Here is a 25,329-nt window from a genome sequence, read left to right on the forward strand (position 1 = left end):
GCTCATTTCTTCAAACCCAAAGCGGACAGGCTTAATTGCGCACCGCCGCAAAATGCCAATCTCGACAGTCAGCAAGAATTTCAACAATGTCTTCCTTGAATTTGCCTGCTTGCACGGCCATCATCTGGTGTCGATGCGGAGATTGAAGGCGCAGAATGTATCCCACCTATACAAGGTCAGAACGGGTTGTGGACGGCAGCATGCATGCCATCGGCGTCATCGGTTCGGTGCTTGGGGCCAGCCTGTTGCTGATGTGGTCCGCCCCGGTCGCCTCGGCCTGGGAAATCGCCGCAACATCGGTTTATGCGATCACCCTGATTGCCACTTTTACAGCCTCGGCCTTTTATCACATGACCCCGTGGGAGAGCATCCGGCCGGTTCTGCGCCGGATCGACCATGCGGCGATCTATCTCAAAATTGCAGGCACCTATACGCCGCTGGTCGTAATGATCGGCAGCGGCCTGGCCTATGTTGTGCTTGGCGTTGTCTGGGCGCTGGCAATCGTCGGCATGACGCTCAAGCTGGTGTTCTGGAGCACGCCCGGCCGTTTTGGCCCGGCGCTTTATCTGGTCATGGGCTGGATGAGCATCGTCCTGATCTGGTCTTCATGGGCGGAGCTGCCGCTTGGCTTTATCGTCGCCGGCGGGTTGCTCTACACCGTTGGCGTGGTTTTCCATGCGTCCAAGACGATGAAGTTCGCAAACGCGATCTGGCATGGGTTTGTCATCGCCGCCTCTGCCTGCTTCTTTGCGGCCATCACCTTTCTGGTGACACAACCCGGCTCGCTGTAACGCAATCCCCGAGGCATTGCGGAAGCTGCAAACGGTAAAGGCGGAGCGACGCCAAGAATGGTTGCCCACGCCGTTTCAACCTTCGGCTGGAAACAAGCCGGGCCCGCGTATTATGATCGAGCCATGGACATATTTTTCCGCCTGATGCTTCGCATGGCCTACTGGGTCCGTCGCCCCCCGTCGAAAAGCTGGCTTGTGGCGGTGGGAACAGCGATCGCCATCTCAGCTGTAATCGTCATTATCGAGCACACTATCGGCTGGCCGGACTGGGCCAAGGTGGATCGGTTGCCGCGCTTTCCCGCCGTAACACGATAGACACCTGAAAAAATTTGGCGGTGAGAAAGGCTGCCGCACGGCTCACGGTTGCCGGCCTTAACCGGGATCGAACGCAGGTCCATTACCCGAGGGTTCCGCCGCGCGGCCTATGAATTCAGGTCGACCCGCCCGTTTCCCCGATAGGGGATGAGCAGCCAATCTCAGAACGGCCACACCCAGGCAATCATCGGCACGCCCACCAGAATCACCAGCACTTCCAGCATCAGCCCCATGCGCCAGTAGTCGCCGAAGCGGTAGTTGCCGGGGCCCATGATGATGGTGTTGTTCTTGTGGCCGATCGGGGTGAGGAAGGCGCAGGAGGCGGCGACGGCCACGCCCATCAGGAACGGATCGGGATTGGCGCCAATGGAACCCGCGACGCTGACACCGATGGGGGCCGCGATCAGCGCGGTGGCGACATTGTTGAGAAAATCCGACAGCGTCATGGTGATGATCATCAGCACCGCCAGCACGCCCCAGGCCGGCAGATTGGCGGTCTGTGTGACGATCAGATTGGCAATCAGCTGACTACCGCCAGTATCTTCCAGCGCCGCAGCGACAGGGATCAGGCAGGCCAGGAGCACGATCACCTTCCACTGGATCAGCGCGTAAAAATCGCGGCCGCTGATGATGCCGAGCAGCAGATAAGCCACCACGCACATCCCCAACGCAATCGCCAGCGAGGTGATGCCCAGAACAGACAGAGCGATCGCGGCGGCGAAGATAGAGATGGCCAGCAGCGCCTTGGTCCGCTGCAGCACTTCGAGCCGGCGGTTTTCCAAGGGCAGCACACCCAGCCAGTTGCTGGCGGCGGCGATGTTCTTGTCGGGCCCGATCAGGAGCAGCAGGTCACCGGCCTTGATCGTCAGGCTGCTCACCCGCTCGCGGAAGCGCTTTCCCTGGCGCGAGACGCCGAGCAGCGTCACCCCGTGACGCTGGATCAGCCTGAGCCCGAGCATGGTGCGGCCGACGACCTTGGCGTCTTCCGGCACGATAGCCTCGACCAGCGAGAGCGACTTGCCCATCAGGCCGCCATGTTCCTCAGTGCCGATGGTGTCCAGCTCGGCGGCGCCCATGAAGGCCTCGATCTGTTTCGGGTCGCCCTCCAACACCAGGAAATCGCCTTCGCGGATCTCGCGGGCCTGCGAGAAGCCGGGCAGACGCTTGCCCTGCCGCGCCAGACCGAGAATGGTCACATCGTTCTCGTCGGCAACGGGATAGAGTTCGCCCACCGACTGGCCGATCGATTTGGACCCTTCCTTGACCCGGGCCTCGGCAACATAGAGCCCCGCGTCTCCCTCCAGCGACATCGCGTCGGGCCGGGTCGGAATCAGCCGCCAACCGATGAAGGCGACGTAGATGATCCCGACGGCCGCTACCGCGATGCCGACCGGGGCGAAATCGAACATCGAGAACGGTTCGCCGAGCACATCCTGGCGGTACTGAGCAATGACGATGTTGGGCGGCGTGCCGATCAGGGTGATCATGCCGCCAAGGATGGTGCCGAAGGACAGGGGCATCAGCGACAGCGACACCGCACGCTTGGCCTTGCGCGCCGCGTCCATGTCGAGCGTCATCAGCAGCGCAAGCGCCGCAACATTGTTGATGATCGCCGACAGAATTGCGCCGACCACCGCCATGATGCCGATATGCACCGGCAGGGCCCGGTCGGGGCTGGTGACGAAGCGGGCGATGAATTCGACCGCGCCGGAATTCATCAACCCGCGCGAGACGATCAGTACCAGCGCGATGATGACGACAGCCGGATGGCCAAAGCCGTGAAACGCCTGATCCGGCTCGATCAGCCCGACAAGCACCGTGACCAGCAGCGCCACAAAGGCAACGAAATCGTAGCGGAAACGGCCCCAGACCAGCATCCCGAACAGGACAATGAGGATGCCAAAGAGCATGATCTGGTCGGTGGTCATGGAACCCATCCCGTTGCGCGGCGTGCGATGTGCACAGTCACGACTTGGGTTACATGGCGGCAATTTTCGGTCAACCGGTTTCCGCAACGCGCATGCAGATCAACCGGAGCCACCGGGGCAGCTCCGGTTTTGTCTCGATTTTTACTTGGCGAGATAAGCGTTGGTGGTCCACTCCGACACGTCCGGCATTTCGGTGAGTGTGTCGCCATTGGCGTCACGCAGGATCCCGGCTTCAAACAGGAACCCGGTGATGCCGGTGATCAGATCAGCGTCGATCAGGCCTACCGGTTCGCCCGCATCACGAAGAAACCCGCCGTCAACCAACGCCTGCATCGAAGCATGGACCAGATCCGGATTCGACAGCATGCCGCCCGTTTCCGCAATCAGCATCTCGGCTGCTTCATCGGGATTGTCGGCGGCAAAGGCGTAGCCACGCTGCGCAGCTTGCACGAAGGCACTTGCCGTTTCCGCATTGGCGGCGAGCCAGGTGGCGTTGCCGCCCAGAAAGGTGGTGTGCTGATCCGGCACGCCGTAATCGGCATAGCTGAATGCGCGTTGCGGCCGGCCCAGAAGCACCGAGTTCACACCTTCCCAGGTGCTGACTTCCAGGGTGAAATCGACCGAGCCATTGGCCAGCGCCTCATAAGCCGAGGTGCCGAGCGTCACCGTGTCGAAGGTACCCTTGCCGCCATCGTGCTTGATAATCGAGGCGATCAGCGCGTTTTCCCAAGCACTGCCGAAACCGGCATAAATCTTTCCATCGAGATCGGCGGGACGCTGGATATCCTCGCGCTCGCCGTTGAACACCAGCCGCCCGGTCTCGTGCTGCACCACCGCCATCACTGCCGTCATGTCGGCACCCATCGAGCGCTGGCTGTGGAAGCTGACAGCGCTCAAGATGCCGAACTGCGCCACGCCGGTCGAAACAAGCGTGCCCGACGAGGTGTCGGTATAGGGCAGGATCTCGACGTCGAGCCCGGCCTCTTTGAACCAGCCTTTCGCCTGGGCGACGTAGAGCCCGACATGATTGGTGTTTGGCGTCCAGTCGAGCGCCACGGTGAGCTTTTCGGCAGCCATCGCGGGCACGGCGATGAGCAAGGCAAGCGCTGTGAGAAGATGTTTCATGATCAGTCTCCGGTTTGGGTGAGAAGGGTGTCGAGAAGTTGAGCTTCGAGCTGGATGGCCTCGGCCGAGGGCGCACGGCCGAGGCGCGGGCGCGGGCCGGGCACGGCAAACTCGGCGATGACCCGGGCCGGACGACGTGAGAACACGTAGATACGGTCAGACAACGCCACCGCTTCGCGCACATCATGGGTAACCAGCAGCGTGGTCCAGTGCGCTTGCTGCCAGCGGCTTTCCAGCCAGCCCTGCATCTCCGCCCGGGTCAGCGCATCAAGTGCGCCGAACGGCTCGTCGAGCAGTTGGATCGGCCGGTCCTGCACGATGGTGCGCAGAAGTGCTGCGCGCTGGCGCATGCCGCCCGAGAGTTGCGCCGGGTAATGCTGCTCGAAACCTTCGAGGCCGAAAGTGGCAAACAGCGGCAGCACTTTCGCTCGCGCCTCAGTGCGATCCATCCCCTGCACTTCCAGCCCGAGGATGACGTTGTCGATGATCCGCCGCCACGGCATCAGCGCATCGCGCTGCGGCATGAAGGCGAAGGCTTGAGGCTTTGCCGACAGCGGCGCGCCATTGACGTTGATGGTTCCGCGATCCGCGGACAACGCACCGGTGAGCAGTCGGAACAGGCTGGATTTGCCGCACCCGGATGGTCCAAGGATCGACACGAACTCGCCTTTGGCGACATGCAGCGAGATATCGTCGAGCACCGGCGTGCCGCCAAGTGCGAGGGAGACACTGGTGATTTCGAGCATAGTCATGGCGCAGCCCCCGCATGCCGCCAACTCAACACGAGGCGTTGCAGCAGCGCGGTGGCGCCAAACAGCACCAGCGTCAGCAATGAACTGATCACCACGGCGGCGAGCATCAGGTCGGGGCGAAAACTGTTCTTGGCGTTGAGAATGACGATGCCGAGGCCGGCGCGGGCACCGACATATTCAGCGAATATCGCCGCCACCACCGCATAGGTGATCGAGATCCGCAGACCGGAAAAGAAATAGGGCATCGCCGAGGGGAACCGGGCGCGGCGAAAGATGCTCCACCGCGAGGCGCCCATGGAGCCGAGCAGCGCCTCGATGTCAGGCTCGGTGGAGTCATAGCCATCGACCAGCCCCACCAGTATCGGGAAAAAGGTGACCAGCGCCACCAGCAGGATCTTGGGCGTCAACCCGAAGCCGAACCACAGCACCACCAGCGGCGCGATCGCCACCAGCGGCAGGGTCTGGCTGATGACAAACACCGGAAACAGCGCACGCCTGAGCTTCGGGGTGAAATCAATCAGCAGCGACAGCAGAAACGCCACCGAGACCGAGAAGGCGAAGCCGGTCAGCGTCGCCTGCAGGGTGGGCACGGTGTTGGCCCACAGCAGCTCGCGGTTGGCGACGATCTGCCCCGCCACCCGCGATGGCGCCGGCAGCACCAGCGCCGAAATACCCGACAGCCGGACATAGAGCTCCCACACGGCGAGAGCCGCGAGCACACTGAGAATGGCTGGCAGGCCTTGAACAAGCCTTGCCGCCATAACACTTGGGGCGACCGGCAGCTCACGGCGAAGCCGGGCCGCCGGCGCACCGGACGGGGAATGAGCCATCGGATCAGCTGATCGAAGGGCTGTTGGCTGAAACCGTCAGATCTATGGTGACATGGCCCTGCGGGGGACCAAACTGGCAGAAGGCTTGCTGCAGGGTGGCAAACACCACGCCTGAATCGCCGGTCAGCCTTGTGCAGAAATTCTTCGAACGATCGAAACAGCCGCTTGATTTCAGAAAATCGATACAGCCCATGATTTCGGCCATGTGGTCACCGGCACCCATCACATAGAGAGAGAACTGCGCCCGGGCGATCTCGCCGGTGTCCGGCGCTTCAGCCAAGGCGGCCAGCGCTCCGGCCTGGCGGCTTTCGAGCGGTTCGGACGGGTTTGCCAATGCGCCGGTCTGGCAGATCGGGTCATCCGGCTCGCCGGGACATCCGCGCGACAGCGTGGCCCGCAGCACGACGTGGTGCCGGAATGCGGCGACGGCGACATAGAGATCGCGCAGCGCTGGAAACAGCACTTCGGGCGGTCCGACAATCAACGTCGAGATATCGTCGGTCTCGATTCTGAGCCGATCACGATACGGATCGAGCGCCGAGAGCGACGACAGGATCACGTCGACGAACCCGTCGGTCATGGGATAAAGGGATACTTGCGCGCCTGCGAACATCTTGGCTCCTCCTTGCTACGCTGGCATTATCCAGATCAGCTTCGAGGGTCCGTGGGCATGGCGCCCGCGTCTCAGCCGCGGCTCTACGCGGCACCCCTGTGGTGAGGCGCATTCAACAGGATTTGCATGCAAATGCAAGGGCTTTTGTCTCTCCCTGCGGTTTTTCAGTTGTCTTGGAGATGGCAACGACGGCAGGTTATCCAATCCATGGCATGATCGCCAACCTTTCGACCCCCACCACACACGCCCACCAGTGACCGGCTACCGCGCCAGGTGGGTCGCCGCCATGGCGGTCGATAGCGACTTCGCCCGGTCGACAAACGCATGAAAGAGCCCCAGCCCGGGCACCTTTTGCCAAGTTCAGATCAAGGCAGCATTGCCTTACGGCCTGACGGGGCTGTGCGGGCGCCGTGGCCGTCGGCAGGCCCTTCACGGTCCATGCCGTCAAGATGCTCGCCCCAGACGGTGTCCTTGTTGCGCCCGGAAATCTTGGATCGGTAAAGAGCGATGTCCGCCGTCTTTGTGCACTCCAGCAATGACGTTCCGGCCTGAGGAGCGATTGCGATACCGGCCGAGAACGACAAGGCGACGTCCCCCAGCTCGGCAATGGCCAGGGTGGCAAGTTCGTGCCGCCACTGCGCACAACGTTCGAGCGCGGAATCGCGGGCGGTGGCGGGCAACACGATGAGGAATTCCTCGCCACCATAGCGGAACGCGAATTCTGCGCCTTTCAGGCTATCGCTGAGGATCTTGGCAAAGGACGACAGGACGTTGTCGCCGACATCGTGCCCATAGCGGTCGTTGACCTGCTTGAAGTAATCGAGATCCACGATGATCAACGATACCGGCGCGTTCTCGCTCGCACTCGACAGCACAGGCGGGATGACGGTGCTGGCGTGACGGCGATTGAAGAGGCCGGTCAGGTGGTCCTGAAAAGCCTGCTGTTCCAGTTTTTGCTGCAGCCGCTGATTTTCCTCAAGGCGCAACGTCAGCGCTGCGCCGGCATCCAGGAGACTTTTCTGCGCGGCTTCGCGGACGGTGACGTCGCGCAACACGATCATGACACTGCCTTGCCGGCCCCATTGCTCCAGCGGCTGGACGGACACCTTCTGTAATGGGTCAAACTCGTTCTCCTTTTGGTTCGTCGTCATTAGCGGGTATCACGCTTCTGTTCGTGGTCGCCGCGCCGGGCGCCACATTCTGGGCGATACGAAGGTGGGTCTGAATGCTGCAAGCTCGAAACCGTGATGGGATCTCACAAGGTGTCCAACGCAGTCATTCGTGCCCACACGCTCTCCGCTTTCTCACGACGAGCGTGATCAGGTTGTCAGCGTAGGATTGGCATTGGCTTCTCCATGCAGAATTCGGTTCCGTCGCGCCACATGCGGTGCAGGACGACTGCAAGCTTGCGGGCCAAAGCGACTTTTGCCTTCCGTGCGCCACGTCGCCTGGCGACGCCCAGGGCCCATGTCTTGAGCCAATTATCGGCGCGGCAACGCGTCATCATGACATTTGCAGCTTCGTAGAGCATGGCCCTGACCATGGTGTCTCCGCTCTTGGTGATACGGCCAATCTGCTCCATTTCTCCAGACGAATGGATCCTTGGCGTCAAACCAAAAACTGCCGCAACGAGCCTTGAGTTATCAAACCGATGAACGACATCAACCGCCGTGCGGAAGGTCAATGCGGTCACAGGACCGACACCGGGGACCGTCATCAGCAAACGGCAAACCGCGTCCTGCTTCACGATTTCCAAGAGCATCTTGTCGATCCTGGCCAATGTGTGCAGGCCATCTTCAAAGGCTTTCAGCAATGGCTCGGTCATGGCTAGCAGCATTGGATCATCAATCGCCTCGCGCACTCGCCTGGCGTATAAGGTGTTCTTGCCGCCACCGGTGCGGATGCCAAATGCCTTCAGCGAGCCGCGAACAGTGTTGATCAGGTCCTTGTTGCGACGGACCATCGATTGCCGGTGCCGGAGTAGCAATCTTATCCGCTGGCTGTACTCCGTTTTGACATGCGTTGCCTTGAACAGACCGGTGCGCATAGCCTGCGCGATCAAACGGGCGTCGCGGCGATCTGTCTTGACTGGCGATGCCTTGGCGAAGGCTTTCATCTGACGCACCTCAATGCAGAACGCAGGCAAGCCTTTGTCGGTCAGCCCACCATATAACCAAGGCGCAAGTGGCCCGGCTTCAAGGCCGACGCGCTTGATCTTGTCGGTGAAGGGCGACAGTAGAAGAGCGATATCATCTGGATGGCTGACGACCGTCCGCTCAAGCATGATAGCTCCATCTTCATCGAGCACGCAGACGGCGGTCTTTTCCAGGGAAACATCCAGTCCGACGGAATAATGCATGGCAATTCTCCTCGCTTTGGTTGCTGCTAAATCGCCTAATACTAACGCCAACCTGTAGCCTGCGCCCCCTCCCGGTTCTCCATTATCCCAGCTCGAAAGTCTTTTCCATGGCGTCGAAGTGAATGATCGGCTTCGCGGGTCCGGTCTGTATGTCTTCTGCGATGAAGGCCATCAGCGGGTGGGAAGGCGGGAGTTTCGTTCCCACGGTATCTGCACTGAACCCTGTCAGCTTTTCTGCCGCGGGATTGGTCTCGAGAACCAGGCCGCTCGGTTCCAGCACCACGATCGGGTCCGGCAAAACCGAGAAAATGATGTCCCGGGCAATAGGCGGTGCAATAAACAGCTTTCCGCGATGCTGTGCAAAAAGCACCGCCAGCACGGTCGCGCTGAAGGCAAAGGGCGTCGGATCATCGTTGAAGAGCCGGAATTCGAACAGAACGAAAGCCGCATTGCAGGCCCAGGGCACACATGTTGCGACCAAGAGCGCGATCATTTGGCGCCTGTGCAGACGAGCAGCGTGCTTCAACTGGGAAATCGACATCAGGCAGGCAATCAGCATGCACAGATACATTCCCCCCAACAACGCATAAAACAGCCATCCGTAGGCGAAACTCGGCCGTTCTATGTTGATGATTTCCACATAGAGCCAATGATGATAGCCATCCGTCAACGCAGCGAAACCCGCAATCGCAGTGATCACGAGCATGATGGTGATTGACCGGCGCCTGGTGAATTGACTGAAGCCTGCATGATCAAGAAAACCTGCTGACCAGAACAGCGGCGTCGCAATGATGCCGAACCAGGCGAGTCGGTTGAAGAGGATCTTGTCCGACAGTTCCACACTGTTGAGTCGAAGCACGACCATGGCGATCCACCAGATCGATGCCACGGCAGCCAGCCCGAAGGCTGTTCGCCCCGGTGCTTCCGGCGACGTGATGATTCGTCCGACCAAAAGGATCACGAGCATCGCGATCACAAGCAGGATCGGGGTGGAAAAGTTCATCATCAATCCTTCAGGCAATCCGGCAGAGCGGGCTTCCCGCCGCACTGTCCAGATATTTCTGCTCCAGTCATACGCGAGTTTTCCTAACGAAGCTTTGCCATCCGTCCGGCGTCCGGCGGCTATCCCGCGCGCCTTCCTCTTTAAGCCCTTTGCCGCTTGCCCCGTTTTTCACCGCATGAAACGTCGCTCATTTCTCGGGTTTTCCGCGCTCGCCGCCCTGTCATTGCTGACCTTCTTGGCCGGTTGCTGGTGTTGCGGTATTGGCGATCACCAGCGCCGGACTTCCGGCGGTAACTTGTAAAATTCGTTTCATGACAAAAGCTCACGAGAGCATTTCGCCTGACCGCGTCAGGCCCGGTGATCCATCAACTGGTTCGGTGATTGGATGTCAGGGAAGCCGAACACCGGCCTCCCTGAAGATGTTTGTGACTGGTTCATTGCATTAATCTTGGAAATTGCCAGATCTAGTGCTTCTTCACCGGACCGATGAAGGAAACCTTCAAGCTGCCGGAATAGGCATTCATCTTGGCGCCGAACAGAGCGCGGTGCTTCTGCGCCAGGTAGGAATATTCCTTGCCGTTGCAATCGAGCATTTTGATGTTTCTGTAGCCGGAGCGACGCAGGCTTTCGTAACCCACCCGGCAGTCCTTGCGGGAGACCTTGACGACTTCATTCTTGCGCTGGCTGCGGTGGTCACGAACCTTTTCCTGCTTGCTCACACGGTGATCGCGGACCTTGGCCTGCGGGGCGGCGCGATGGTCGCGAACCTGGACCTCGACGGTAGCGCGGTGGTCGCGAACGGTGCGCGCCGATTCGCTGGCCTGTACCGGGGTCTGGATCAGGACGGTTGCCAGAGTAGCGGCGGCGAGGGTGAGAATGGACTTGGTCAACATGGTGTGGCTCCGTGGCGGTGTGTGTTTCAATGACCTCACCATGATCCACGTCCGTTGAACCGTTTCTGAAGCCTCCATTCACAACCCGTTCATGTTGTTGAACGGGTTTGATAGCCATGCCAGTGTTTGCAGTTGCGGGAGCATCAAAGCGGTGCATAAATCCGCACACACGCAGCGCCGAACCACGATGGCATGATTGTTGATTGACCCATGAAACATCCAGTCGCTTCCCTTATTTTCCTGCTGTTGTCGGTCTTGCCCACCAGCGCCAGCACGATCTGCACACTGATCGCCGACGCAGACTCGGGAGAGATCTTGCGCGAACAGGGCGATTGCCGCTCCCGGGTCACGCCTGCCTCGACCTTCAAGATTGCACTCAGCCTGATGGGGTACGATGCGGGTTTTCTCACCGGCGCCAACGCACCGGTCCTGCCGTTCAAACAGGGATACCCGGACTGGGGCGGGGCGAACTGGACCCAATCAACCGACCCCGAACGCTGGATGAAATACTCGGTCGTCTGGTATTCGCAACAGATCACTGCCGTGCTCGGCGCTGAAAAAATTCAAAGCTACCTGGAAGCCTTTGACTATGGCAACGCCGATTTCAACGGCGATCCGGGCAAAAACAACGCGCTGGAGCGCGCATGGATCGCCTCTTCGCTGAAGATCGCACCGGCGGAACAGGCCACATTTCTGCGCGCGCTCGTCAATCGCACTCTGCCGGTCGCGCCTCAGGCCATTCAGCAGACCCTGGCCATTGTCGAAACAACGCAAGCCGGCGATGGCTGGATGGTATCCGGCAAGACCGGGGCCGCCTATCCGCGCATGGCGAACGGAAAATTCGACCGGGCCAGGAGCTGGGGCTGGTTTGTTGGTTGGGCCAAGAAGGCTGATCGCACGCTGGTCTTTGTCCGGCTCAACCAGGATGAGAAACGTGAAAAAGGATCGGCCGGGATCAGGGCGAAAAAGGCTTTTCTGACAGAATGGACAAAGCTGATCGCCACCACGCCCTGAAGACCAGGCCGGGCAATCCGTGCCGGCAAACCCTGCCTGCACTTGTTCCGGCCCCGCGCGCGCCCATATCCTGCCGATGAACCGCCGCTCCTTTCTCAAATTTACAGCGCTCGCCGGTTTCTTCGGCATCGGCGCATCGGGGACCGCCATGGCTCTTGCCCGCTCCAGCAACCGCTATCATTCCGGCCCGGTCTCCGACCATTTCGACGGTGTCCGGTTCTTCAATCCCGATGGCGCCGAGCCCAAGGGCTTTTCCGATCTGCTGAAATGGAAATTCGGCGGCAAGCAGCCAAGATGGCCCGCCGCCGTCCGCAGCCCATTTGCACCCACCAGCCCCGATCCGCGCATCGACGGTGACCGGTTGCGCATTACCATGGTCGGCCACGCCACGCTGCTGATCCAGACAGCCGGGCTCAACATCCTCACCGATCCGGTCTGGTCTGACCGCGCCAGCCCGTTTTCCTTTGCCGGACCAAAGCGGGTCACCGCGCCGGGCATCGCCTTCGAGGAACTGCCAAAGATCGATCTGGTGCTGCTCTCGCACAATCATTACGACCATCTAGATCTGGTCACGCTGGCCCGGCTCAAGCAGGCACATGATCCACTGGTGATCACGCCGCTCGGCAATGACGCCATCATCAAGGCGCACACGCCGGATATGCGGATCAAGACCGGCGACTGGGGTGACGTGATCGGCGAAGCCGCCGCCAAGGTGCATTTCGAGCCCTGCCATCACTGGTCGGCGCGTGGCGTCAATGACCGGTCGATGGCGCTGTGGGCGGCCTTCGTGCTGGAGACATCCGGCGGCAAGATCCTGCACATCGGCGACACCGGTTTCGACAACGGCCGTCCCTACCAGAACGCCCGCGACCGCCATGGCCATTTCCGCGCCGCGATCCTGCCGGTGGGCGCCTACGAGCCACGCTGGTTCATGAAGGACCAGCACCAGAACCCGGATGAGGCGATTGACGGATTTCTGCTCTCTGGCGCCGATTATGCGCTCGGCCACCATTGGGGCACGTTCCAGCTCACCGACGAAGGCCGGGATGCGCCTGCGGAGGTGCTCGATGCCAAGCTTGCCGAAAAGGGCGTGGCGCGCGAGCGTTTCCGCCCGCTCAGCCCCGGCGAGGCCTGGGAAGCACCATTAACCGCCTGAAGCGTACGATGGGCAAATCGGCTTTGTTTTCCGTAGCTGTCGACCAAACGACCGGATTTGCAACAAGCCCAAAAATTGCTGCAACGATCCCCGGACGCTGCCACTCGATTAAATTCACTTGTCGCGATGCGTATTGCCCGGCAGCCCTTCACACCAAAGTTTGTGAATTGCGCGAATAAGGGCTAAATTCCTTCGGTTACAAGGGAGGTTCTGCCCATGACAGCCGAAGCGATCAGCCTCGAATTTCTGGCTCAACAGGCAAAGCTCAATATGGACGAGATCCGTCTTGTTCGCAAAGAGCTGGCCGACATGATGCGCCTTGTGAACGCGAATTATGAACTGACCAGAAGGATCGAGCGGCGGCAGGGCGAACTTCGCGACGATGTTGAGTTGACGGTCAAAATGGAACTTGGCGGCTCGCTGGCAAACATCCAGACATCGATTGAATCTCACCTTGCCAGAATCGAGGGCGCGATTAGTGGCGTTGCAGGCCGGGTCGCCACCCTAGGAAACAAGTCCTGAATTGCCCGCCAGCGCGAAGATCGAACGTTGGCTGATCAGCAGCAAACAGCGTCCACAGAACACGTAGGTTGGTCGCCCCGGCACTGGTAATCGCGGTGCATTTCGGCCATATAGGCCGGAAACAAGCACAGGTCATATCATGGGATCGACGGTTCCTTTCGCCAAGATGAACGGACTGGGCAACGACATTGTCGTCATCGACATGCGTGGCCGCAGCGATGCCGTGACCGCCGAGGCTGCCATCGCCCTGGCTGCCGGCGACAAAACCGGCTTCGACCAGATCATGGCGATCCACGACATCGATCTCGACGGTGTCGATTACCGTATCGATATCTTGAACCGCGATGGCTCTCGCGCCCAGGCCTGCGGCAACGGCACCCGCTGCGTGGTTCAGGCGCTGGCGTCGGAAACCGGGCGCAAGAGGTTCACCTTCAAGACGCTTGCCGGCATTCTGACCGCCGAAGAACACGAGAGCGGATTGATCTCGGTCGACATGGGCATGCCGGAATTCCGCTGGAACAAGATCCCGCTGGCCGAAGAATTTTACGATACCACCCGCATCGAGCTGCAGATCGGCCCGATCGACGCGCCGGTGCTGCATTCACCCTCGGTAGCCTCGATGGGCAACCCGCACGCCATCTTCTGGGTCAAGGAGGACGTCTGGTCCTATGATCTCGAACGCTTCGGACCGCTCCTGGAAAACCACCCTATCTTTCCCGAGCGGGCCAATATTTCGGTTGCCCGGGTGATCGATGCGGCAACACTCGATCTGCGCACATGGGAACGCGGCGTCGGCCTGACCCGTGCCTGCGGCTCGGCCGCTTGCGCTGCGGCTGTCTGCGCAGCGCGCACCGAAAGAACCGGCCGCCAGGTCACCGTCAACGTGCCCGGCGGCCCGCTCGAGATCGACTGGCGCGCCAACAATCAGGTCATGATGACCGGCCCGGCCGAATGGGAATTTTCAGGCCGGGTCAATCCCGAAACCGGCGCCTGGCAGGCTGACGAGGCACCGGCGTGAGCGGGGTTCGGGTTCTCAGCTTCGGATGCCGGCTCAACACTTATGAATCCGAAACCATGCGCAACGCCGCTGAGAGCGCAGGCCTCAACAACGCGATTCTGGTCAACACCTGCGCGGTGACCGCCGACGCAGTACGGCAGGCGCGGCAATCGATCCGCCGGGCGCGGCGCGACAACCCGCATGCCCGCATCGTCGTGTCGGGCTGCGCAGCGCAGACCGAGCCGGAAACTTTTGCCGCCATGGAAGAGGTCGATCTGGTGATCGGCAATGGCGACAAGGCGCGTGCTGCGAGCTACCGCAGCCTTCCCGATTTCGGCGTCTCGGAGAGCGAAAAAATCCACGTCAACGACATCATGTCGGTGCGCGAGACCGCGCCGCAGATGATCGAGTCGATTGCCGGCCAGGCCCGCGCCTTCGTTCAGGTGCAAAATGGCTGCGACCACCGCTGCACCTTCTGCGTCATTCCCTATGGCCGCGGTAATTCCCGTTCGGTGCCTATGGGCGCGGTGGTTACCCAGATCGAAAAGCTGGTGGACAATGGCTACCAGGAAGTGGTCATTACCGGTGTCGACGCCACCAGCTACGGCGCCGACCTGCCTGGCAGCCCCCGTTTGGGCACGCTCGCCGCCACCATTCTCAAACAGGTTCCGGAGCTCAAGAGGCTCAGGCTGTCATCAATCGATTCGATCGAGGTCGATGCCACGCTGATGGATCTGATCGCCGGCGAACCTCGCTTCATGCCGCATCTGCATCTGTCGCTGCAGCATGGCGACGATCTGATCCTCAAGCGCATGAAACGCCGCCACAGCCGCGCGGATGCGATCAATTTCTGCCGCCAGGTGCGCGATCTCCGGCCCGGCTTTGCCTTTGGCGCTGACCTGATCGCCGGTTTTCCGACCGAAACCGAAGAGATGTTCGCCCGCTCGCTCGAGATGATCGACGAATGCGGGATCTCGTTTTTGCATGTGTTTCCCTATTCGCCGCGCCAGGGGACGCCTGCGGCGCGGATGCCGCAGCTCGAACGCGGCCTGATCAAGAACCGCGCCGCGCGGCTGCGGGCCAGGGGCGATCAGGCCCATGACGCCCATCTCGACGCCATGGTGGCCAGTGCAGCAACCCATTCGGCGCTGGTTGAATATTCGGGCGTGGCGCGAACCGAAAATTTCACCCCGGTGGTTGCGCAAAATGCGCCAAGGGGCCAGATGGCTTTGATAAAGGTGACCGGACGTGACAAGGATCACCTGATCGGCGATCTGATCGATGCGGCGGCGGAAGACACGGGCTCCGCTGTTGTCGCCACGGGTTGACCCCGACCCATCGGTTGAATTCAGGAAGGACAACAGGCAGGCATGGCGCTCAACTTCATCAAAAAGGTTTTCTCCTTCGGGCGAAACAAGGAAGCGGCGGCGGACCCCGCGGCGGATGAGGCACGCAGCCCCGAAGCCCCGGCAACGCCTGTTCCCGAGTCCCAACCTGACCCAGCGTCTCCAGAGACCCTGCCGTCCGAAGCCGTACCGCCTCAGGAGGCCGCGACGGAGGCGATGGTGGCCCCCGAGGAACTGGCGGCCGATCCGGTAATCTCTCCGGTCCCGGACCAAACTCCGGAAACCGCGGATAGACAGACGCCATCGGCACCCGCCCGGGCCGATGAGGACCATGTCGACGAACCCCCGGCTCCCGCCACGACCGATGAACAACCGGTGGCTGCGGCGGATGATGAAAGCCCGACCGATAACGTCGATGTGGTGGACGAAGGCCTGACCCCGGCGGAGCTTTCCGCAGATCCCGTGCTCGACCCAGAACCAATCACTGAGCCTGAGCCTGAGCCTGAGCCTGAGCCTGAGCCTGAGCCTGAGCCTGAGCCTGAGCCTGAGCCTGAGCCTGAGCCTGAGCCTGAGCCTGAGCCTGAGCCTCGAAAACTTGTTGTTCGCGACACGGTGTCAAGGGCGGAACCCGTCGTCACGCCCGAACCTGTGGAAGAAGAAGCAGGCAACTGGTGGCAACGTCTGCGCAAGGGCCTGTCGCGCACCTCGGGTCAGCTGTCCGGCCAGATCACCGGCATCTTTACCAAGCGCAAGCTCGACGAGGAAACGCTGCAGGATCTCGAGGACGTGCTGTTGCAGGCCGATCTCGGCGTCGAGACCGCGCTCAAGATCACCGATGCGCTGTCCTCCACCCGCTACGGTAAGGACATTTCGCCCGCTGAAGTGCAGAAGGTCATGGCCGAGGAGATCACCAAGGTGCTGGGTCCGGTGGCCAAACCGCTGGAGCTTGATCTCAGCCACAAGCCGCATGTCATTCTGGTGGTCGGAGTCAACGGCACCGGCAAGACCACCACCATCGGCAAGCTCGCCGCCAAATTGAGCGCCGGCGGGCTCAACGTCATGCTTGCTGCCGGTGACACCTTCCGTGCAGCCGCCATCGAGCAGCTCAAGATCTGGGGCGACCGCACCGGCTCGAAAGTGGTTTCCACCAAGCTCGGCGCCGATGCGGCGGGCCTTGCCTATGAGGCCTTCGAGACCGCCCGCGCAGATGGCGCTGACGTGCTGATCATCGACACCGCAGGACGGCTGCAGAACCGCACCGAGCTGATGGACGAGCTGGCCAAGGTGGTCCGCGTCATCAACAAGCTTGATCCCGACGCACCGCACACCGTGCTGCAGACGCTCGATGCCACCACCGGCCAGAACGCATTGAACCAGGTCGAAATCTTCAAGAATATCGCCGGCGTCAACGGGCTGGTGATGACCAAGCTCGACGGCACCGCCCGCGGCGGCATTCTGGTGGCCATCGCCGCCAGGCACAAATTGCCAGTCTACTTCGTAGGGGTCGGCGAAGGCGTCGATGACCTCGAACCCTTTGAGGCGGCCGATTTCGCCTCAGCCATTGCCGGAGAACCAAAATGAGCCCGCCCGACCCCACCGATAGCCAGGCCGACGCGCCGACCGGCGCCGCGGCCCACGTCGATGAGATCCAGATTTTCGAACGCGAGCCGGGCGATCCCCAGCGCAAGCGCATCAATCCGCTGTTCAAACTGGCTCTGGAACTGGGCCCGCTGCTGGTATTTTTCTTCGCCAACGCCAAGGCCGAGTGGCTGACGGAGCAATATCCGCTGCTTTCTTCCCTTGGTAAGCCCATCTTCGTCGCCACCGCCTTCTTCATGGCCGCGACCGCCATCGCCCTGACCATCTCGTGGATCAAGCTGCGCACGCTGCCGATCATGCCGATCCTGTCTGCCGGGATCGTCTTCGTTTTCGGCGCGCTCGGCTTCTGGCTCCAGGATGAAACCTTCTTCAAGATCAAGCCGACCATCATCAACACCATGTTCGGCCTGATCCTGCTCGGCGGTCTTTTCTTCGGCAAGTCGTTTCTGGGTTACGTGTTTGATTCCGCCTTCAAGCTCGACGCGGAAGGCTGGCGCATCCTGACCATGCGCTGGGGCCTGTATTTTCTGATCATGGCGGTGGTCAACGAGTTCATCTGGCGCAATTTCTCGACCGATTTCTGGGTCGGCTTCAAGCTCTGGGGCAACATGCCGCTGTCGATCATCTTCACGCTGGCGCAACTGCCACTGATGCAACGGCATGCGCTGCCGGACGAGGACGCGGAAGAGCCCAAAACGTCATAAGCCAATCAGAGACGTCAGATAGTTCGTTTGGTGGCGTTCGGGCCCGGTGTCGTGTCGTGGATGACAGATCGCCCGGCCCCAGCGCCCTCAAAAATCGATCAAAGCGCCGGACGCATCGCGATAGGCTTGAAACGTCAGGGACGACAGCATCGCGCCGCCGAAGGTCCTGGCCAGCTCGTCGGGACCAGCAAGAGCCATTTTGTCCCGCATCGTCTGCTGCACAAAAATGACAACGTCGGTTCGGTTCGGCGCGATCACGCCAACGATGCGCGCGGCCACGGGTCCCCGTGCCGGATCAGCAAACAACGACATAAACTCGACGGCCGGATGGCCCGAAACTTCTGTAATGCGCCCGCCCAGGATTTTGGCCTCGGGCGGCGGTGTCAGCGACGGGTAGACCTGCTCGTCGATCAGCACAAACAGCCTTTTCAGTCGCTCATCTGTCGTGTCCCCGCTGATTGTCCCCGTCGAGAACGTGACATATTCCAGCAACGTCCCGTCGGGGGACAGAAACTGCAATTCGCCCAGATTCCCCCTCTGTTTCGGGAATCGCGTCCGGGTCGTCAAACTGCCCTTCGAAAACGGCACGCCCATGGTAAAATGCAGCGGCACCACGCGCTCTTTGGAAACCTCGTACCCGGCATCGATCTTCATCTGCACTTTGACCGACTGTTCCAGAATTGCGCGCCAGTCATAGTCTTGCGCCGTGTCCTGAGCGGTGGCCATGGTTCCAAGCGACAACGCCAATACGGTGGCCAGTGCGATTTTACGCAACATCAAATCAATCCTCTCAATTCGCAGGTGCCGGTGAATGACGCTGATCTGCCTCAGGGTGAGCAGCAGGATGGGGATAGGAATACGATTTTCCCGATGATCGATAGTAGGGAACGATCCGCACGCCGTTAATCGCGGACAACCCGGATTTTGCACGGCCATCTGGAGCGGTGCAGTTGGCCGAATTCGTCAGGACTCTGTGTGAAATGTCGCGATATGATCGGATGTGAGGCTAGGGCGGCGGAGCTTGGAGCTCCGCTCACCCGTGCGCGTCAGTGCTGGCTCAATAGGGCGAGCGGCAAGCCCGCCTTCTGCCGTGGTAAGGCTGGTAAGTGTTGTCATAGGCCCGGTAGGACCGATACCGGTTGTAGCAGTAGTTAACATGACTGCGGCTCATATAACCCCGACGCTCGTGATGACGACGTTCGTGGTGGCGGGGCTTGTGGCGGTTATAATGCCGTCTTTGATGGTGACGGCGGAAACGTTTGCGGTGTCTTTGCCGTACTTCAATGACGCCCGCGCGTTGGGCGGCGGGCTGCTCGACTGCGGCGACGAGCGGCATGCTCGGCAAGGCGGCGGCCGGCATCAGCGAGGTAAGAACAAAAGCCGCTGACAGCAAGGATTTGATGACAATGCTGGACATGGTTTACTCCTTGATTTCAAAATTTCGAATTGAACTATTCTGGTTTCGTGGCAGTATGAACTAGTCCTATGAGGTGGCTGTACTTTCCAATATCCCCAGTTGGGGACCGTCAGCAACTTCGGGAATGACGTAGGTTTCCGCTCCGACATTCACATCACACCCTGCGGTCCGTGCCAGCAGCCAGGGCCATCCGGTAAGATGATGGTAATGACCATGCTCGGGCAATTCAGTCAGTGACCCGTTGGGCAGCCGTTCCACCATCAGCGCGGCACCGGCCAGCGGGGCCACGTTGTCGAGCACGCCATGATAGATGTCCACGGGCACCGTGATGTCGGCCACATCGAAATCCCAACCCTGGGCATTGAGGACATTTTCCTCGACCATGCCGGACATCCCCGCCGCGGTGCGTTCGGCAAGCATCTCGGCCATGCGTGACCTGATAAACGGGTTCGACAAGGCGGCAACATCGTAGGTGCTTTTGGTCTTGCTGATGTAGCGGTCAAAATAGCTGTCCACATTCTGCATGATGGACCGGATCAGGAAGGGCAGCATCTGCCGCAACATCGCCGGCCATTTCCGGCCCAGCACACCCGACATCTGGTAAAACAGGTCCAGGTCGCGCCAATTCGGGGGGAATAGGCAGGGTAGGGCGCTGACGACAGAACCACGCGGTCGATACGATCCTGCAATTCATGGGCAACGGCCACGGCGGAGCCCGCACCAAATGACACCGCAAAGATGGAAAACCGGTCCACCTTGAGGTGATCGAGCAATTCCACCACATCGCCGCTGAAATCGCGCAAGCTGGTCATTGCCCTGGGGCTGGACCTGAACCCGCCAGGACGGCACGGGGTGATCAGGCGGATGTCGTGTTTTTCGAGATGGGTCAGCACGCCGGCAGGGTTGCCGACGATATCGACAGTGATCCCTGCCAGGGCATCAAAATGCACCACCGGCCTGCCGGTTTTGGGACCAAGTGTGAAATACTCCAGGATGCGCCCGTCTTTGAGCTGCATAAGCCTGCGCACCCTGTGCTGTTCTTCTTCCGAGGTGCGGCGTTTGCGCAGCACGTTCAGCGGGCCTTTGTGCAAATTCTGGATCAGGTCGACCTGTGATCGACTGCCAGTCTTGTTGTAAATCCGCTTCAGATACGTCCGCGCACTCTCGTACGACAATTCAATCTCGGCGGCGGCCTGTTTAAGGTCGCCTGTCTGTGTGATCGCGGCGAGCAGATCGGTTTCGCGTCTGGTCAGGCCGTATTTGGCGGCAAAGGCCCGTATGCCATCGTTTTCGCCTGCATCCGTAACCAGCAAAACCGCCGCGGCTTTGGGTGGGAAACCCATGCGCACGGCCTCTCGCCGGGGCAACATCAGCAGGTTGGCAGCCCCATTGGTCGGCAAGGCCAAGGCGCTTGGTTCGTCGGTACGGTTGATTTGGCTGACCCACTGTTTAAGCGATTGTTCGATTTCGGTGAGCGGGCAGCGCAACAAGGGTGTCGTCGTCTTGTCAAAAAGCCGCGCAATCTTCGGTTGGGCCATCATCGCGCTGTTTTTCATGATCGTCTCACCTTGCTCGTTGATCAGGGCAAGCCCGAACGAAAAGGTATTGAGGACCGCAGTGTGTTGTCCTTCGCGTTCCTGCAAGTCCACAATGCGCTCCGAAATACTGAACGCGCGCAGAAAATGCTTCGCCATATTGGTGATTGAGGATTGTTGTTGCGACGCTGGCAGCGTTTCACGTGCCTTTTCGAGGTGCTCGGCAAGCGTGAGCACCAATTCCGGCCAAAGTGAATTGTCCAGAGACGCTTCATAAACCAGATGGATAAGTTGCTCGGAGTGGTCGGGCATTTCAAAAATCTCGTTAAGTGCAAGACCATAGAGCTTTACACTGAACCTTACTACGGTTTTGCTGGTGACCGTTTTTAGCTTCGAGATTTTGTCAGGATCTTTCCTTTACAGGCAATCAAACATGACTTGGTCGGCGGCCGCATTCCTTGATCCCGCCCCGGGCGCAGCTGAACGGTATTTGCGATCTCACACAATGAGTTCTCGCGGGATGCGGCGGCGATCATGCTTCCGGTGCCAGTGGCCACTTTTGAGCGCTCGCCGGAAAGGTCCTGAAACCGACCATATTGCCGACGACCAAAACATCCCTGTCCTGGCCGCTTGGCCCCTTAGCAATCCTCCGCCGATACATTGATTCAGCCCCACCCTACCCCGCATTGCCGAACGGCCCGGAATAGCCCTTTTCCATCACCTCACGTTCGTGGCCGAGCATCCAGTGCACGGTTGGAAACGCGATCTCATCCACCGGCAATTTATCCCAGTCGAACAGTTCCACTTCCAGGCTTTCCTCGCCGACGCCGTAGAGCGCCGCGCCCGCGCCCGCGCCCGGGTCGATCAACTCGGCGCGCCAGATCAGCTGCACCTGGCTCAGGCGCGGCACCGAATAGATTGCCAGCAATTCACCAAGTTCGAGATTGGCCAGCGCCTCTTCGCGCGCCTCGCGCTTGGCACCGTCCTCGGGCGTCTCGTTAAGTTCAAGATAGCCCGCCGGCACGGTCCAGAAGCCACGCCGCGGCTCGATGGCGCGGCGGCACATCAGCACCTTGCCCTGGTGCCGGACCACCGAGCCCACGACAATGCGCGGGTTCTGGTAATCGACAAAGCCGCAGGTGCGGCAGACATCGCGTTCATGGGTGTCGCCATCAGGTGTCAGGCGGTCGAATTGCTGGGGCGTAGTCATGGCACAAACATAGGGCCAAATGCGCACCAAGACGAGATCAGCTGTTCGGAGGTACCGTCAGAGTATGTGGCTCAGCTGCCCAAGAGCGCTTTTTCGATTTCCGGCATCAGCTTGTCGCGCAGGCTCTCTTCGGTGAACGGGCCGATCTGCTTGAACACGATGGTACCATCGGGCGCCACCAGAAAGGTTTCGGGGATGCCATAGACACCCCAGTCGATCGCTGCCTTGCCGACCGGGTCGACACCGATGGCGGCATAGGGATTGCCCAGTTCACCGAGAAATTTCAGCGCGTTCTCGTTCTTGTCCTTGTAGTTGATGCCCACCAGCACCACCCGCGAATCGCGCGCCAGTTCGAGCATGAACGGATGTTCCTGCCGGCAGGGAACGCACCAGGAGGCAAAGACATTGACCAGCGCCAGCTTGCCGGCGATCGCCGCATCATTGAGCGCCGGCAATTGCGCGCCGTTCACGCTCAGCCCGTCGAGCGGCGGCAGGTCCAGCGACGGCGCCTTCGAGCCGATCAGCACCGAGGGGATTTCGCTTGAATCACGGCCGAATTCGAGTTGATAGTAAAACACGCCGGCCAGACTGATGAACAGAATGAATGGCAGGAACGCCACCAGCAGACGGCGTTTTCCGTGGGGGGCCTGCGCCGCGTCGCTCATTGACTGGAACCCGTTGCCGTTTGCGAACGCCGGCGTATGCCTTGCGCCTTCAGTTCGGCCAACTCGCGCTTGCGCGCGCGGCCATCAAGAAGGATCGACACCAGCACCCCGACCAGCGTCACCGCCGTCGCCGCATAGGAAAGAAACACGAAGCTTTCGTGGCTCATCAGACTTGTCCCTTCGCGCTCAGCGCCCGATCGACTGGGCGGCTTGCCGGCGCATTGCCCGCACCCGCCGGCGCCAGATCTCGTTGCGCATAGCCATCAAATGCAGCGTGAAAAAGACCAGTGTATAGGCAAGCCCCATTACCAGCAGCGGATAGAGCATCGACGGGTCGATGGTCGGACCATCGAGCCGCATCACGCTCGCCGGTTGATGCAGCGTGTTCCACCAGTCGACCGAAAACTTGATGATCGGGATATTGATGAAGCCGACCAGCGTCAGCACCGCGGCGGGACGCGCCGCGCGGGACGGGTCATCCATCGCCTTGTGCAACGCGATCAGCCCCAGATACATCAAAAACAGCACGAACACCGATGTCAGCCGCGCATCCCAAACCCACCAGGTGCCCCACATTGGCCGGCCCCACAATGAGCCGGTCAAGAGCGACAGGAAGGTGAACGCCGCGCCGATCGGCAGCGCCGACTTGGCGGCAACATCTGCCAGCGGATGGCGCCACACCAGGGTGCCGACCGAGGCGATTGCCATCACCGAATAGCACATCATCGCAAGCCAGGCGGCGGGCACATGAATATACATGATCTGCACGGTGATGCCCTGCTGGTAATCCGCAGGCGCGGTAAACGACATATAGAGCCCGACCGCCAGTACCAGCACCGAGGCCACGGCCAGATAGGGCAGAATCCGCCCCGAAAGGGCAAGGAACCGGGTCGGGTTGGCCAGCCCGGTAAACCAGCCCTGGGAGATCGTGGTGTCGCTCATAGACTTTTTCTAATGCCTGTCGGGGCTGGTTTCAATGAAATAGATCAATCTGCCGCACCCTTCAGCGCCGCCGCCGAGGCCACGGGCCCGAGGGCTGCAAAAAACAGCGCGATTGCCGACAGGATCATGAACGGTGGCCAGAACGGGTCGGGGTCGGTGACCGCGGCGTAGGAGGCACTGACGCCGAAGATCAGGATCGGGATTGCCAGGGGAAGGATCAGGATCGACACCAGCAGCCCGCCGCGCGGCAGGGCGACGGCTACCGCAGCGCCAACCGCGCCGATAAACGAGATCGCCGGCGTGCCGACCAGAAGTGTCAGCATGACCGCACCGGTGGAAATCGCGCTCATGTTCATCAGCAGGCCCAAAAGCGGTGCCGCCAGCACCAGCGGCAACCCGGTGGCGAGCCAATGCGCCAGACTCTTGACGAACACGGTAAGCACCAGGGAGAACCAGTCCTGCATCGCCAGCATGTCGAGCGAGCCGTCTTCGCGGTCGGCCTGAAACAACCGATCGAGACCCAAAAGCGAGGCAAGCAGCGCGCCGATCCACAGGATTGCCGGGCCGATCCGAGCCAGAAGGTTGAGATCTGGGCCGATGCCGAAGGGAATGACCGCCACCACGGCGAGAAAGAACAGCACGCCGAGCATCGCCGCCCCGCCCGAGCGGGTGGCAATCGCCAGATCGCGCTTCAGCAGCGCCCTCATGACCAGGCCTCCACGGCATCGAAGGCGGCACGGTGATCGCCCGACAATTCCAGCGTCTTGACCGGATCGAGTCCCAGCGGCTGGTGGGTGGCCGCAATCGCTATTCCACCGCCGGACAGGTGCTCTCTCACCAGATCGGCAAACAATCCCGCCGACTGCTTGTCGAGCGCCGCCGTCGGCTCATCGAGGATCCACACGGGCCGCCACACCACCAAGAGCCGTGCCAGCGCGATACGCCGCTGCTGACCCGCAGACAGGTAGCCGAACGGCAGATGCGCCACGCCGGTAAGCCCGACGGCCTCGATCGCCGCATCGACCGACAGCCCGGTGCTGCTGTCACCGCGCTGAAAGCTTTTCCAGAAATCGAGGTTCTCCGACACCCGCAATTCGCGCTTCATGGCGTTGCGGTGCCCCAGATAATGGGCGTGTTCCGCAACCGCCATATCAGCCCCCGCATCGTCGCACAGCGAGAAACTACCCGAATCAGCCCGCAACAAACCCGCCAGAATCCTCAGCAGGGTCGATTTACCTGCGCCATTAGGCCCTGTGACAATCAGCGCTTCACCGCGCGCCAGCGTAAATCCGACATTGTCGAACAGCACGCTGTCGCCGCGGCGTCCCTTGAGATTGGTGGCTATTGCCTGCATCGGCCCCCGCATTTCGGCCGCCGCGTTCACCGCGCCGGACCCGCCCAAAAAACATTCGCATGGGCCATTGGTTGATCTGGCACCTTCATACGAAAGAATCTATAAGACCTGCAACCACGCCAGCGGTCGGCGTGAATTCCACCTAGTGCCGAACATGACAGCCGATCAGGCGTCACGGGCGGACTGCGGAAATGACCGTACCCGCACCCTTCTCCACGCGATCAGCGTGAACAAGGTGTTTGCCTTCAAAATTCGGCTG

Annotated in this window: 29 protein-coding genes and 1 riboswitch; of the genes, 10 read left to right on the forward strand and 19 right to left on the reverse strand. The window is 60.7% G+C overall.

The window, feature by feature from the left end:
• Nucleotides 1-155 precede the first annotated feature (155 nt).
• Both trhA and OEG84_RS14745 read left to right on the forward strand, forming a co-directional pair.
• A complete protein-coding gene (trhA, locus tag OEG84_RS14740; protein ID WP_267654454.1) occupies nt 156-791 on the forward strand; it encodes a PAQR family membrane homeostasis protein TrhA in 636 nt (211 codons plus the stop codon).
• A gap of 123 nt (nt 792-914) precedes the next feature.
• Nucleotides 915-1,106: a hypothetical protein gene (locus OEG84_RS14745; RefSeq protein WP_267654455.1), complete on the forward strand. Its 192-nt coding sequence runs from the start codon at nt 915-917 to the stop codon at nt 1,104-1,106.
• Between the two features lie 161 nt (nt 1,107-1,267).
• Here OEG84_RS14745 and OEG84_RS14750 read toward each other — a convergent pair whose 3' ends face one another.
• From OEG84_RS14750 to OEG84_RS14785, 8 genes are all read right to left on the reverse strand, one after another.
• Nucleotides 1,268-3,034 carry an SLC13 family permease gene (locus OEG84_RS14750; protein ID WP_324288213.1) on the reverse strand — a complete coding sequence of 589 codons (1,767 nt, stop codon included), beginning with the start codon at nt 3,032-3,034 and terminating at the stop codon, nt 1,268-1,270.
• Between the two features lie 141 nt (nt 3,035-3,175).
• Nucleotides 3,176-4,159, reverse strand: a complete 984-nt coding sequence (locus tag OEG84_RS14755; protein WP_267654457.1) for an ABC transporter substrate-binding protein — start codon at nt 4,157-4,159, stop codon at nt 3,176-3,178.
• Nucleotides 4,160-4,161: 2 nt separating this feature from the next.
• Entirely contained in the window at nt 4,162-4,911 is a 750-nt protein-coding gene (locus OEG84_RS14760; RefSeq protein WP_267654458.1) for an ABC transporter ATP-binding protein, read from the reverse strand.
• Nucleotides 4,908-5,672, reverse strand: coding sequence for an ABC transporter permease (locus OEG84_RS14765; protein ID WP_267656190.1), 765 nt, complete (start codon nt 5,670-5,672; stop codon nt 4,908-4,910). The genes OEG84_RS14760 and OEG84_RS14765 overlap by 4 nt, the downstream gene beginning before the upstream one ends.
• 73 nt (nt 5,673-5,745) lie before the next feature.
• Nucleotides 5,746-6,354 (reverse strand): YkoF family thiamine/hydroxymethylpyrimidine-binding protein, encoded by a 609-nt coding sequence (locus OEG84_RS14770; RefSeq protein ID WP_267654459.1) that lies wholly within the window; start codon nt 6,352-6,354, stop codon nt 5,746-5,748.
• A riboswitch (TPP riboswitch) is annotated at nt 6,349-6,462 on the reverse strand. Its footprint overlaps the gene before it by 6 nt.
• Nucleotides 6,463-6,719: 257 nt before the next feature.
• Nucleotides 6,720-7,415 carry a GGDEF domain-containing protein gene (locus OEG84_RS14775; RefSeq protein ID WP_267654460.1) on the reverse strand — a complete coding sequence of 232 codons (696 nt, stop codon included), beginning with the start codon at nt 7,413-7,415 and terminating at the stop codon, nt 6,720-6,722.
• 266 nt (nt 7,416-7,681) lie between these two features.
• Nucleotides 7,682-8,719 (reverse strand): IS110 family RNA-guided transposase, encoded by a 1,038-nt coding sequence (locus OEG84_RS14780; protein WP_267656191.1) that lies wholly within the window; start codon nt 8,717-8,719, stop codon nt 7,682-7,684.
• A gap of 76 nt (nt 8,720-8,795) precedes the next feature.
• Nucleotides 8,796-9,680, reverse strand: coding sequence for a histidine kinase N-terminal 7TM domain-containing protein (locus OEG84_RS14785; RefSeq protein WP_267656192.1), 885 nt, complete (start codon nt 9,678-9,680; stop codon nt 8,796-8,798).
• Between OEG84_RS14785 and OEG84_RS14790 the strand changes: the two genes are divergently transcribed.
• Complete coding sequence (locus OEG84_RS14790; protein WP_267656317.1) at nt 9,577-10,017, forward strand: hypothetical protein; 441 nt, start codon at nt 9,577-9,579, stop codon at nt 10,015-10,017. The genes OEG84_RS14785 and OEG84_RS14790 overlap by 104 nt on opposite strands.
• Before the next feature lie 163 nt (nt 10,018-10,180).
• Here the strand turns inward: OEG84_RS14790 and OEG84_RS14795 are convergent, their stop codons facing one another.
• Entirely contained in the window at nt 10,181-10,609 is a 429-nt protein-coding gene (locus tag OEG84_RS14795; RefSeq protein ID WP_267654461.1) for a hypothetical protein, read from the reverse strand.
• A 210-nt stretch (nt 10,610-10,819) separates the two neighbouring features.
• On the opposite strand from OEG84_RS14795, the gene blaOXA reads away from it, so the two are divergent.
• From blaOXA to OEG84_RS14830, 7 genes are all read left to right on the forward strand, one after another.
• On the forward strand, nt 10,820-11,623 hold the full coding sequence (gene blaOXA / locus OEG84_RS14800) for a class D beta-lactamase (protein WP_267654462.1): 804 nt from the start codon (nt 10,820-10,822) through the stop codon (nt 11,621-11,623).
• A 76-nt stretch (nt 11,624-11,699) separates the two neighbouring features.
• A complete protein-coding gene (locus OEG84_RS14805; RefSeq protein WP_267654463.1) occupies nt 11,700-12,779 on the forward strand; it encodes an MBL fold metallo-hydrolase in 1,080 nt (359 codons plus the stop codon).
• Between the two features lie 216 nt (nt 12,780-12,995).
• Nucleotides 12,996-13,301 carry a hypothetical protein gene (locus tag OEG84_RS14810; protein WP_267654464.1) on the forward strand — a complete coding sequence of 102 codons (306 nt, stop codon included), beginning with the start codon at nt 12,996-12,998 and terminating at the stop codon, nt 13,299-13,301.
• A gap of 139 nt (nt 13,302-13,440) precedes the next feature.
• On the forward strand, nt 13,441-14,319 hold the full coding sequence (gene dapF / locus OEG84_RS14815; RefSeq protein ID WP_267654465.1) for a diaminopimelate epimerase: 879 nt from the start codon (nt 13,441-13,443) through the stop codon (nt 14,317-14,319).
• A complete protein-coding gene (mtaB, locus tag OEG84_RS14820) occupies nt 14,316-15,626 on the forward strand; it encodes a tRNA (N(6)-L-threonylcarbamoyladenosine(37)-C(2))-methylthiotransferase MtaB (RefSeq protein WP_267654466.1) in 1,311 nt (436 codons plus the stop codon). Before dapF ends, mtaB begins: the two co-directional genes overlap by 4 nt.
• A gap of 42 nt (nt 15,627-15,668) precedes the next feature.
• Nucleotides 15,669-17,225 carry a signal recognition particle-docking protein FtsY gene (gene ftsY, locus OEG84_RS14825; RefSeq protein ID WP_267654467.1) on the forward strand — a complete coding sequence of 519 codons (1,557 nt, stop codon included), beginning with the start codon at nt 15,669-15,671 and terminating at the stop codon, nt 17,223-17,225.
• Nucleotides 17,222-17,947 (forward strand): septation protein A, encoded by a 726-nt coding sequence (locus OEG84_RS14830; RefSeq protein WP_267654468.1) that lies wholly within the window; start codon nt 17,222-17,224, stop codon nt 17,945-17,947. The genes ftsY and OEG84_RS14830 overlap by 4 nt, the downstream gene beginning before the upstream one ends.
• Before the next feature lie 87 nt (nt 17,948-18,034).
• Here OEG84_RS14830 and OEG84_RS14835 read toward each other — a convergent pair whose 3' ends face one another.
• From OEG84_RS14835 to ccmA, 10 genes are all read right to left on the reverse strand, one after another.
• Entirely contained in the window at nt 18,035-18,883 is an 849-nt protein-coding gene (locus tag OEG84_RS14835) for a hypothetical protein (protein ID WP_267654469.1), read from the reverse strand.
• 121 nt (nt 18,884-19,004) lie between these two features.
• Nucleotides 19,005-19,364, reverse strand: a complete 360-nt coding sequence (locus tag OEG84_RS14840; RefSeq protein ID WP_267654470.1) for a BA14K family protein — start codon at nt 19,362-19,364, stop codon at nt 19,005-19,007.
• Between the two features lie 66 nt (nt 19,365-19,430).
• Nucleotides 19,431-19,928 (reverse strand): hypothetical protein, encoded by a 498-nt coding sequence (locus OEG84_RS14845; RefSeq protein WP_267654471.1) that lies wholly within the window; start codon nt 19,926-19,928, stop codon nt 19,431-19,433.
• Complete coding sequence (locus tag OEG84_RS14850) at nt 19,901-21,211, reverse strand: bifunctional helix-turn-helix transcriptional regulator/alpha/beta hydrolase (RefSeq protein ID WP_267654472.1); 1,311 nt, start codon at nt 21,209-21,211, stop codon at nt 19,901-19,903. Before OEG84_RS14850 ends, OEG84_RS14845 begins: the two co-directional genes overlap by 28 nt.
• Nucleotides 21,212-21,575: 364 nt before the next feature.
• Nucleotides 21,576-22,109, reverse strand: a complete 534-nt coding sequence (locus tag OEG84_RS14855) for an NUDIX hydrolase (RefSeq protein WP_267654473.1) — start codon at nt 22,107-22,109, stop codon at nt 21,576-21,578.
• 71 nt (nt 22,110-22,180) lie between these two features.
• Nucleotides 22,181-22,774 (reverse strand): DsbE family thiol:disulfide interchange protein, encoded by a 594-nt coding sequence (locus tag OEG84_RS14860; protein ID WP_267654474.1) that lies wholly within the window; start codon nt 22,772-22,774, stop codon nt 22,181-22,183.
• Entirely contained in the window at nt 22,771-22,944 is a 174-nt protein-coding gene (gene ccmD, locus OEG84_RS14865; RefSeq protein ID WP_267656193.1) for a heme exporter protein CcmD, read from the reverse strand. The genes OEG84_RS14860 and ccmD overlap by 4 nt, the downstream gene beginning before the upstream one ends.
• 16 nt (nt 22,945-22,960) lie before the next feature.
• Nucleotides 22,961-23,716: a heme ABC transporter permease gene (locus tag OEG84_RS14870; protein WP_267654475.1), complete on the reverse strand. Its 756-nt coding sequence runs from the start codon at nt 23,714-23,716 to the stop codon at nt 22,961-22,963.
• 44 nt (nt 23,717-23,760) lie between these two features.
• On the reverse strand, nt 23,761-24,423 hold the full coding sequence (gene ccmB / locus OEG84_RS14875; RefSeq protein WP_267654476.1) for a heme exporter protein CcmB: 663 nt from the start codon (nt 24,421-24,423) through the stop codon (nt 23,761-23,763).
• The gene (ccmA, locus tag OEG84_RS14880) at nt 24,420-25,082 is read right to left on the reverse strand and encodes a heme ABC exporter ATP-binding protein CcmA (RefSeq protein WP_425602918.1); all 663 of its coding nucleotides are present in this window, start codon (nt 25,080-25,082) and stop codon (nt 24,420-24,422) included. The genes ccmB and ccmA overlap by 4 nt, the downstream gene beginning before the upstream one ends.
• Between the last annotated feature and the right edge of the window lie 247 nt (nt 25,083-25,329).

The sequence above is a fragment of the Hoeflea algicola genome (assembly GCF_026619415.1).
Classification (GTDB): domain Bacteria; phylum Pseudomonadota; class Alphaproteobacteria; order Rhizobiales; family Rhizobiaceae; genus Hoeflea; species Hoeflea algicola.